The sequence below is a fragment of the Fusibacter sp. genome, from assembly GCF_057447755.1.
In genome coordinates this window covers 1-10,720 of the sequence record NZ_JBVBZF010000113.1, presented here as the reverse complement: position 1 = coordinate 10,720, position 10,720 = coordinate 1, and the positions used below count along the sequence as shown (strand labels likewise).

The 10,720-nt window shown below is 38.4% G+C and carries 8 protein-coding genes and 1 pseudogene; 8 read left to right on the top strand and 1 reads right to left on the bottom strand.

The window, feature by feature from the left end:
• The first annotated feature begins 104 nt into the window (after positions 1-104).
• The gene (locus tag AC220I_RS12850) at positions 105-1,289 is read left to right on the top strand and encodes a response regulator (protein ID WP_486724243.1); all 1,185 of its coding nucleotides are present in this window, start codon (positions 105-107) and stop codon (positions 1,287-1,289) included.
• A 137-nt stretch (positions 1,290-1,426) separates the two neighbouring features.
• Here AC220I_RS12850 and AC220I_RS12845 read toward each other — a convergent pair whose 3' ends face one another.
• Entirely contained in the window at positions 1,427-2,071 is a 645-nt protein-coding gene (locus tag AC220I_RS12845) for a hypothetical protein (protein WP_486724242.1), read from the bottom strand.
• 207 nt (positions 2,072-2,278) lie between these two features.
• Here AC220I_RS12845 and AC220I_RS12840 point away from each other — a divergent pair, with 207 nt between their 5' ends.
• From AC220I_RS12840 to AC220I_RS12810, 7 genes and pseudogenes are all read left to right on the top strand, one after another.
• Positions 2,279-4,540, top strand: coding sequence for a methyl-accepting chemotaxis protein (locus tag AC220I_RS12840; RefSeq protein ID WP_486724241.1), 2,262 nt, complete (start codon positions 2,279-2,281; stop codon positions 4,538-4,540).
• An 8-nt stretch (positions 4,541-4,548) separates the two neighbouring features.
• Positions 4,549-4,914 carry a chemotaxis protein CheW gene (locus AC220I_RS12835; RefSeq protein ID WP_486724240.1) on the top strand — a complete coding sequence of 122 codons (366 nt, stop codon included), beginning with the start codon at positions 4,549-4,551 and terminating at the stop codon, positions 4,912-4,914.
• 15 nt (positions 4,915-4,929) lie between these two features.
• Positions 4,930-6,933, top strand: coding sequence for a chemotaxis protein CheA (locus AC220I_RS12830; RefSeq protein WP_486724239.1), 2,004 nt, complete (start codon positions 4,930-4,932; stop codon positions 6,931-6,933).
• Positions 6,911-7,258, top strand: a pseudogene (locus tag AC220I_RS12825) (response regulator); the annotation flags it as partial. The gene AC220I_RS12830 and the pseudogene AC220I_RS12825, both read left to right, overlap by 23 nt.
• Positions 7,259-7,608: 350 nt before the next feature.
• A complete protein-coding gene (locus AC220I_RS12820) occupies positions 7,609-8,832 on the top strand; it encodes an RtcB family protein (protein ID WP_486724238.1) in 1,224 nt (407 codons plus the stop codon).
• Positions 8,833-8,851: 19 nt separating this feature from the next.
• Positions 8,852-9,511 carry a FadR/GntR family transcriptional regulator gene (locus AC220I_RS12815; protein WP_486724237.1) on the top strand — a complete coding sequence of 220 codons (660 nt, stop codon included), beginning with the start codon at positions 8,852-8,854 and terminating at the stop codon, positions 9,509-9,511.
• 2 nt (positions 9,512-9,513) lie between these two features.
• Positions 9,514-10,720: replication-associated recombination protein A (locus tag AC220I_RS12810; RefSeq protein WP_486724236.1), on the top strand; the 1,207-nt coding region annotated here is incomplete at its 3' end.

Sequence of the window (10,720 nt, the reverse complement as noted above, 5' to 3'; positions counted from 1 at the left end):
GTTTTGCGGCCCAACTTCCTAGAAGCTCTAGATATCCTAAAAATTGAATTCGATATGATTAAACCCATTATAGAAAAATACGAGAATGAACAATAGGGGGCAGTATGATTGATTACAGTAAATATAAGGTTTTGATAGTCGATGATGAGGTTGAGATTTTAAAGGCCTTGAATCGAGGCTTGCGAATGGAGCCTTATGAGAAGTTCTTTATTGATTCGGGCCAGAAGGCCATTGAGCTTTTTGCAAGAGAAGAAATCGCTGTGGTTATTACAGATATGAGAATGCCTGGTATGAATGGCCTTGAGCTACTCCAGTTCATCCATAAGATCAGTCCAGATACCGTTAAGATTGTTTTAACTGGCTACACCCAGCTACCGCAAATTCTTGTAACCGTCAATAAGGTCGATATCTATAAATTTTTAACCAAGCCTTGGGATTTGGATACAGAACTCAAAGTCTACATAAAAGAAGCCATTCAACTCTATCATGAGCGCCATTCCAAAGAGACAAAGGAACGGTCTTTGGAAAAGAAGAACGCGCTTTATCAAAAGCTTTTAACTGAGGGGTATGAGAAGGTGGATTACTTCCTCAAACTCTACGAAGAAATCATAAAGACAATAAATTATCATCACTTGTTAACGACAGAGGATATTCGTCATGCTTCCAAGGCAATTGAACCTTTAATGCCTAAAGACGGTATAAATGACAGCTTGCTGAAATATGAAAAAGAGCAGATCTTTGCTGAGGTCATGCATAAAATGAATACAAGGATGAATTATTTAAATAAGGTCTTTGATTATACCAAGTTCTCCTTAAGGGCTTTTGATTTAGATGATATTATTGAGTTTTTCAACAAACAATATGCCCTTAGGGATATTTTAGAAGTTACAGAAGACAGCAAGAAACTATTCTATTATGATAACTTCAAGCAGATTACAGGGATCGTAGGTGAAATCTTAGAAAACATAAAATTCAGCGACGCTGCAATTTTAAGGTTTGTTCTAAAAGCGGACATAACGAATGGTAAGAGCATTCTGATTTTCAAAATTATTTGTGAGGAAACGCCAGCCCTTAAGACCTTCGTAAATGATTTTGGACAGTTCATTAATATTAGTATCAAATGCATCGGAGGGGTCTCAGATTTTGTTATTCGAAACGGGCAGTATCATATGTCCATCATCTTAGTGGTGAAGGAAAAGACCAATGACCTGTTTATGATTAAACCAAGTCCTTCAGAAGCGCAAGAAGAGATGGACAATGAAGCTGAAAAACATCCTGAGGATAAGTAGCCCCTCATAAAGCCATATGTATAGCATAAGCCGATTAAATCGTATTAGGGACATGCTGTTTACACGAAGTTGTCTTTAATCATTAAAAAGCCAGTATCTCATTTGAAATACTGGCTTAACTTATAGTTCTTAAGCGTTTAGGCTAATGGTTCCTCTGTGGGTTCACTATCAGGATTTTCCCATTCGTCGAAACCTTTCATAACGGCATCATATGTCAACTGGCTAATTTCAGGTAATTCACCATTAAAGTAGGTTTTGACTTCCTCAAATCCTTTTTTAAAGGTTTCCCTCAACATATCAATTTTTGAAGGGTCGTTGTTACTGATTGCCTTTGCAAAGTCTAGGATACGCTCAGATGTTTTTTTTACACCCCAGAAACCGTTCTCAGAAATGTTTTCTTTAGCTTTTGCGCGTGTTTCTTCATCGACTTCCACATCGACTTTTTCACCTTTTTCTAAACGTTTCATGATATGATCTGCATTGACACCCTGTTTTTCAAGCATAGACCTGATCATGTCCTTAAAGGATTCATTTGCAGTAAACATCTCTTTTTTTAGATCGGCAACTTTGACCGCATCAAATTTGTAGGTTGCGGCATTAATAGGGGAGGTGTTCCCCAAATCTAACTTATCTTCGATGTATAGTGTTTTTTCTTGATAGTTGACTTGCTCTTGACTTGAAGCGCTATATGAAGCTTCAACTTTTCCGTTAGAAGCCTTGTTAACAGAAGCGCTAACGCTTTCCATTTTGGAATACCCATAAGCTTTCATTTGAATTTCCATAATAATTCCTCCTTGAAATCACTTGCATCCTTGCAATATATTTATCGGCAGATTTAGGGGAATCTTTAATGAATATTTTTGAATTCTGTTGGGGAAACCATAAAAATAATGTGTTTTCCTTAGATATAAGGTCTTATTTCTGTTAAAATAATAGAAACAGATATTTAGATAAATTAATATATAAAATAATACCAGTGGGGGATAAATATGCACACAACGAATTGGGGCTTATCTAAAAAGATATTAATAGGTTGCATCGTATTGATTTTGTTGCCAATGATGGTCATGGGTGCAAGGTTTTACGATAGCAGTAACCGAATAATGGAAGATCAGTTGTTAAAGCAAAATTTAGAACAAGTGGGGAGTTTCAATGACTACTACTTGAATTTGTTTAATGATAACTTGGCTTTTTTCCTCCAGCTTTGGTCTGAGGACCAGGGCGTCATGGCTGTATTTTCGGATGATGAAAAAGCGGATTATTATACGACAGAGTGGTCCAAAGCCTTATTAGGATATCCTGAGGTAATGTCGATTTATCTTGGCACAGAAGACGGAAAAATGTTTCAGGTACCCAATAGCATCCCCCTAGGTTTTGATCCGAGACCTAGACCTTGGTATCAAGATGCCTTAAACTCACAAGAGAAAATAACTTGGACAGACCCCTATATAGACATTTCTACCAATCAAATGATTTTTACAGTTGCTTCAAAATATTATAACTCAGAGGGGGAGTTGGCGGGTGTAATGGGCATTGACGTCTCCTTAGATGAAATGGCTTATCAGCTTGGTGCAGCTAAAAACGGCGATAATGGCTATATGATTTTAGTCAATCAAGAGGGGACGGTAATCGCTGGTCCAAAGGACTTAGTTTTTGGAGCATCTATAGAGTCCTATGAATGGGCTTCAGAAGTTTTGGCCAACAACTCTGGTTCTTCTTTCTTTAATATTGAAGGAGAGGATCTTGTTGTAAGCTTTGTCACCAGTCAAATTACAAACTGGAAATTGATTGGCTTTATGCCTAAGACAGATTTGTTGCCTGCCTTTAAGCCCCTCAAGGCAATGTTCGGAAGAGTGTTTTTATATGTGGCACTGTGGGTGGTTTTGACCGTTTTTTGCACAATTTATTATAGTGATAAGCAAATAGTTAAACCCCTTCAAAACCTGATGACTGTCATGAAGCGAGCAGAAACCGGTGATATGGTATATGATGATAAACTTGAGTTTAAGAGTGGGGATGAAATAGGAGCCCTTTATCATAGCTTTTCCAATATGATAAAGGGGCAAAGAGACATGCTTGTACAGGTTCTTGTGACCTCTGTTAAATTAAAGGAGTCCTCTGATCAGACCAGCCAAATTGCAAAGAACTCTTATGAAAATGCTCAAAAGCAATCTTTTTCCATGAAAGATTTATCCATGTCGATTGGCGAGGTGAGCTTATCTGTTAATGAAGTCATGAACAGTGTGAATAATATAGCAAGCGGCATCGACCATATTACTTATTCAATGCAGGAAATGGGCGGTACTGCATCTGATGTGGCACAGAGTTCTGTGGAAACGTCAGAAGCGCTATCAGAGGTCCTAAATTCACTGAGACAGCTTGATGGTTCAATAGAAAATATCAACGAGCATGTTAAAATAGCAAATGAAAAGGGTAGCGAAGCAGTCACTATGGTTCAAAATGGAAAAGCTGTTGTGGATGCCACCAAAGATGAAATGGACAGGGTTAATCAAAATATTGAATCACTTGCTAATACAATTCAAGACTTGGGCTTATCAGCCAGTCAAATTGGCGATATCCTTGAAGTCGTTGAAGACCTTGCAGAACAAACCAATCTCTTGTCATTGAATGCGTCAATTGAAGCGGCTAGAGCTGGAGAGCATGGAAAGGGATTTGCGGTTGTAGCTTCTGCCATCGGCAGACTCTCTGAAAAATCAAAGGCGTCCACAAAGGATATTGAAAAACTCATACGGAAAATTCAGAAGGATATTAACAATACCATTTTAAGCACAGATCATACGGTTTCTCAAATAGAGCGTGGCTATAATCTTGTTATCAACACAGAAGAAGCCTTCAACAGTGTTCAAAATTATATGCTAGACAGTATCGACAAAGTCTCTCAAATTGCGAAAGCCACTGAACATCAATTAAACTCCAGTAAAAGTATCATGCAGTCCACAGTCCTAGTAAACGATTTAACCATGCAAGTTTCAGCTGCTAGCCAAGAACAGCTTGCAACCATAGAAGAACTGATCAATACCACTGATGCTGTGAATGTGATGATGCAGGAAGTGGTGAGAAATGGCAATATCCAGGCGGCAAATAGTGAACAGATTGTTTCCACTGGAGAGTGTTTGTTAGAGATGACTGATGAGGTTTCAAAGCTCAGTGGGGATGTAGATCATATTTCCCATGATCTTAAGGAACAGACCAAGAATTTAGTGGACCTCGTTTCAAAGTTCAAGCTATAGGAGGACATATGGAACATCAACTGCTAATGTTTAAGCTCAATAATGTTCATTATGGCATTGAGACGAAATCCGTCAAGGAAATCTTGAGGCTGAAAGAAGCAACTATATATGAGATGCCAAAAGCGCCCAAGGACATTATTGGCTTGATAGCACTAAGGGGAGCAGTCTATCCGGTTCTGGACAGATGCATCGAGCCTTTTAAAAGAAATGAAAAAGAGACGCGCATTTTGATAATAGAGATCAACAATCTTATAATCGGATTAGTTGTAGATGAAGTTGTCAGCTATCTTTCAGGGGATGAGTTCAAGATGCGTTCTGTATCTGATTCAGACATGATTGATTATCAAATATTAGAAGTAGACATGCTTTTCTAAACCAATGGGGGCGGAATGAGAATAGATATCCGAAATGCATATGAAAAGTTGTTTTGGGATGAATCGAAAAGTCAAATCAGTCAAATGGAAGCCTTGTTGTTAAAGCTTGAAAACGGTGATTTGGATGAGTTTGAGACTATTTTAGAAGATTTGAACCATTTTTATAGATTGGCGCATTCCTTAAAGGGTGCTGTATCAACCATGGATCTTAAGGATATGAGAGATTTGATACATGAAGTGGAAACACTTGTGAGTGCCTACATCAATCAGGAATGTCCACTAACCTATGCTTCAGTTTCTAATCTATTTGAAGCGGTTGACTTATTGGCTTTAATGCTAAATCAGCTGATCGAATTGGATGAAGTTCTATATGAGGATCGCGTTTTAAAATGGCTTAAGAAAGCCAAGTCCATATCTGATGAAGCCTTATATCATCGTGATAATAGTCCGTCAAATCCCCTAAAGCGTCAAAAGCAAGCAGATGAACATCTGTCTCTTGATTTTGATTTTAAGACTTATATTGAAATTGAATTTGAGAACGACACTGCAATGAAAAGCGTAAAAAGTTATTTAATTATATCGGCCTTGTCAGAAATAGGCTTTCCGATTAAGGTCATGCCGGAATCCTATGAATTATTGGAAGACGAGGAATTCGGTGACTGGTTAAATGTTTGGATTAGAGAACCGCTAAGGCAAGGTGAGGTGGATAAAGCGCTATTTCATATATCCGAGCTCAAAAGAGTAGCAGTAAATCCAACTCAAGGACATGATGATCAATCAGGGGTAGAAGCGCCAAAACAACCTATGGTCTCAAGTGGCATTTCCATTCCAGAAGTGCAATTCAAAATTTCAGATCACAAGTTTGATGTTATAATGTCACTAATGGAAGAACAAACACTTGTTAAAGAAGCTATGGGCTATTCCATTAAGACATTGTATAAGGATTATGCACAGGATTTGAGGGTGGTTAAGCTTTTTGAGCACTATGAGAGCTTGATGGAAATCAACAAGAATATGATTGATAATTTTTATGAAATTAGGATGATTCCAATTGGAGTTGCCTTTAATCAGTTTCCGAGAATGATAAGAGAAACGGCTAAGGATTGTGGTAAGAAAGTGTCCTTTCATATTTCAGGGACAGAAATTGAAATTGACCGACATTTTTTAGAAAAAATTATCGATCCCCTTACACATATTTTAAAAAACGCCATTGACCATGGCTTAGAAACCCCTGAGGCACGCATAAAAAATGGCAAATCGCCTAAGGGCTTTATTCAATTACAAGCCTATTATGAATCTGGAAAAATTGTCATTGTGGTTGAAGATGACGGCGCAGGCATTAATCGGGAAAAGGTTTTGGCTAAAGCATTGGAACAAGGGCTGATTAGTCAAATGGAAATAGAGATGGTGAATTATGAAACCCTGATTTTCAAGACAGGGATGACCACTGCTCAAGAGGTCAGCAAGGTCTCAGGAAGAGGTGTGGGACTGGATATCGTCAAACGCAACATCGAAGCTTTAAATGGTCGATTGTCTCTGACCTCTAGACCTGGATTGGGCACTAAATTTGTCATTGAATTACCACAGAATATGACGATTTTTAAAGCCATTCTCTTTAAGCAAGACCGATTTCTCTTTGCCATTCCCTTTCATTGGATTCATGAAATTGTGAGAGTGCCCCATGACTATGAGGATACCGACTACATGTGGAATGACTATAAATGTCCAATCCTAAAGCTCGATGAAATAATGGGGTTGAAATCGGATTCAACTAAATTCAAATATATGATAATCTTAAATGTCAAAGACCAATATTTTGCCTTGCAAGTTGGAAGGATAGTCGGCGAGCAAGAAATTGTCTTTAAATCCTTGCATGAATACATTGGTATGCATAAAATATTGGGTGATCTCAACGAGGTAAGTGGTGTTACAATTTTAGGTAACGGCGAACTCGCCTTTGTTTTAGATCCCAACAACATTTATTTAGGAGTTGAAAATGAGGGTATTAATAGTAGATGATACAACGTTTATGAGAGTTACCATTCGCAGAATTCTCGAAATGCATCAGATAGATGTTGTTGGAGAGGCTGAGAATGGACTTGAAGCTGTAAAAAAGTATAAATTGATTCAACCGGATTTGGTTATTATGGACATTTCAATGCCGGTTATGAACGGCATTGAAGCCGTAAAGGAAATCAAAAAATTTGATCCTGATGCAAGCATTATTATGTGCTCACTCCAAGGACAGCGTGCAAACGTATTAGAGGCAATCAAGGCAGGTGCAAAAAACTTCATTATTAAACCTGTAAAGGATGAAAAATTGATGCGTGAAATCGCTAAGCTACCTCTACTGATGTTTGAACGAAAAAAAAGAGTACCTCTTCAACCAGTGGCCAGCGAAGGCGGTATTTCCAATCAGATGACTTCGTCAAGTGGGTCCTTAGAGACGGAAAATTTAAAAAATGAAGTAGATAGGCTAAGTCATCAATCTAATGACTACCTAAAGGGCATAGAAGATGGTTATCTTGAAGCCAAGAGAGAGATTGCCAGCAATATGCTTAGACTTGGCATTGGCATGGAACAAGTGATTGGAAGTGTAGAGCTGGACGAAGAAGACTTGTTGAAACTCAAAAAAGAGTATCAAATAGATTAAGCTGCAATTTATCGTTTATTTGCTCTTAAGGATGTGGTCAAATGATTGAAATCAATGGAAAATACAATAAGGCGCTCGTTTATTGCGATGATATTGAAGAGGATGCGGCAAGACAAATTAAAAGTGTTTGTGACCTCTATATCTTTAAGGATCAAAAATTGAGAATAATGCCGGATTGTCATTCTGGAAAGGGCTGTGTCATCGGTTTTACCTCTGAGCTGCCAAGCGTAATCGTACCCAGTCTCATAGGCGTAGATATTGGTTGCGGCATGTTGGTTGTTTATCTTGGTAAAAGGGAGATTGACTTTGAAAAGTTAGACGCCTTCATTAGGAACAATATCCCAAGTGGGTTCGAAATAGCCGACTCAATAGACCCTGGTGTTTCAGAGACTTTTATCAGTGAGGTTAACCGCATATGTGAACTGACACATACAGAAGCCAACCGTCAACTGAGGTCTTTAGGTACACTGGGGGGTGGTAATCACTTCATTGAGATTAATGCGAATGCAGAAGATGACAAGTTTTTAGTGATTCACACCGGCAGTCGAAATTTTGGACTTCAGGTTGCAGAATACTATCAAAAGCGCGCTATGCACTATTGTGAAAGAATCAAAAAAAGATTAAAGCTTGAAAGAGATCAAGCCTTGAAAAAGATTAGAAAACAAAAGAACAAGGCACTTGAAGCAGAGATTCAAATGGCGTTTGAAAAGACTATGGAACCCTATCATGTGTCAAATCAACTGGCTTTTTTAGAGGGTGAAGACCGCGATGCCTATTTGAGAGATATGAAGTTTGCTCAGCAGTACGCTTCACTCAATCGCATTATAATTGCCAGAAAGCTCTGTGGGTTTTTAGAGTGTGACTTTGAAAGTCAAATGCACTTTGAGACTGTACACAATTACATCAATTTTGATGATCATATGATTCGAAAGGGTGCAGTCAGTGCTCAGAAAGGTGAAAAACTCATTATTCCAATCAATATGCGCGATGGGTCTATTCTTGCTGTTGGGAAGGGAAATCCAGATTACAACTATTCTGCCCCTCACGGAGCAGGACGTTTGTTAAGTCGGAAAAGAGCCTTAGAGAGGTTGTCGCTTACGGACTTTCAAAATGAAATGAAGGGGATCTATTCCAGCAGTGTCACTGAAAAGACATTGGATGAGAGTCCTATGGCCTATAAACCGATTCATATGATTTTAAAGCACATTGAAGAGACTGTAGAGGTTATTGAAATCATAAAGCCACTCTATAATTTTAAAGCGTGATATTAAAGGAGCGAATGCCATGTATCAAAAAAAATTGCTTTCTGAGAAGATTGAAGAAAATATCGTGGATTTGATTGTAAAAGGCTTTTTCAAGCCTGGCGATAAATTACCAAACGAACTACAGTTATCAGAGGAACTAAATATCTCCAGAGCAACTTTAAGAGAGGCGATTAAAACACTTGAAAGCCGAAATGTATTGGAGGTCAGAAGGGGAATAGGGACCTTTATTGCACAAGTGCCTGGATTGTCTAAAAACCCCTTGGGCTCTGAATTTATTGATTTGTCATCAAATCCAACAATCCTTTTTTCGACGATACAATTTCAAGCCTATCAGATGATGTCGCGAATGAAAGCAATTTCTCCCCATGATTTAAATGAAATTATGGATACAAATATGGTTTTGAAACAGGGACCGATAGGTGTTGAGGGTTACTATGACATAATGCTAAACGCACTCGAAGCTGTTGCAAAAATACTAGAGGATGAGTTGAGCTTTAGACTCTTGATTGTGATGCATCAGTTGTTGACAGAATTTTTAGACTCAAGGGCTCTTGCTATAGATGGAAAATTTAGATCACATATGGATGCATGGCAGGTTCATTTTAGAAATAAAGAGGTTGAACCCCTAAAAATGACTTTTAATGAAATTGTGACTTGGACTTTAGAAAAGGTGGTTTAAAAATGGATTTGTTTGATTTTGTCGCTAAGGAAAAACTGGAAAAACAAGCACCCTTAGCAGAACGCATGAAACCTGAAACACTAGAAACGTTTTTCGGACAGGAGAAGATAATTGGAGAAGGTAGACTTCTTTCAAAGCTGATTCAATCGGATCGTTTAAGTTCCATCTTGTTATATGGGCCACCAGGGAGCGGTAAGACTTCACTGGCAAAGATCATCGCCAAAAAAACAGAATCAGAATTTATCAGTCTGAATGCAGTGACCTCAGGTGTTAAGGATATTAGAGACACTGTCCAACTGGCAAAGGATAATTTGTCCCTATATGGTAAGCGGACCATCCTCTTTATTGATGAAATTCATAGATTTAACAAAAGTCAACAGGATGCACTTTTACCCTTTGTTGAAGATGGCACGGTGATCTTAGTGGGTGCAACCACAGAAAATCCCTATTTTGAGGTAAATAGTGCTTTGATCTCCAGATCGTCTGTTTTTAAACTTGAAAAGTTGAACAGTGAAAGCATTCTTCAAATTATAGATCGAGCTCTACTAGATCGTGAAAATGGCCTTGGTATGTATGATATAGAAATATCAGATGACACCAAATACTATATTTCTGAAATGTCGGCAGGAGATGCAAGACGCGCCTTGAACGTATTGGAACTTGCAGTCTTGTCACAGGATGACTTGCTTGGAAGGGTCCACATTACCCCTGAAGTAATTGAGGAATGCCTTCAGATGAAATATATGGACTATGACAAGAATGGTGACAACCATTATGATATCGTTTCTGCCTTTATTAAGAGTATGAGGGGGTCAGATCCTGATGCTGCACTTTATTATCTGGGCAAGATGATTTATGGCGGGGAAAATCCTAGGTTTATCGCCAGGAGAATTGTCATCTGTGCTGCAGAAGATGTTGGCAATGCAGATCCTATGGCCCTTGTTGTGGCAAATAATGCAGCACAAGCAGTGGATTTCATCGGAATGCCTGAAGGTAGAATTTTACTGGCACAAGCGGCAACTTATGTTGCAACTGCTCCTAAATCAAATGCAGCATATCTTGGCATTGACGAAGTTTTAGAGGATATTGCCAATAGAGACAATGGTAAAATACCATATTATTTGAAAGATGGCACTTCACTTAAGTTAGAACGAAACTACAGTGGCGATACTAAGTATCAAAAATATCAGTACCCTCACGCCTTTGAGG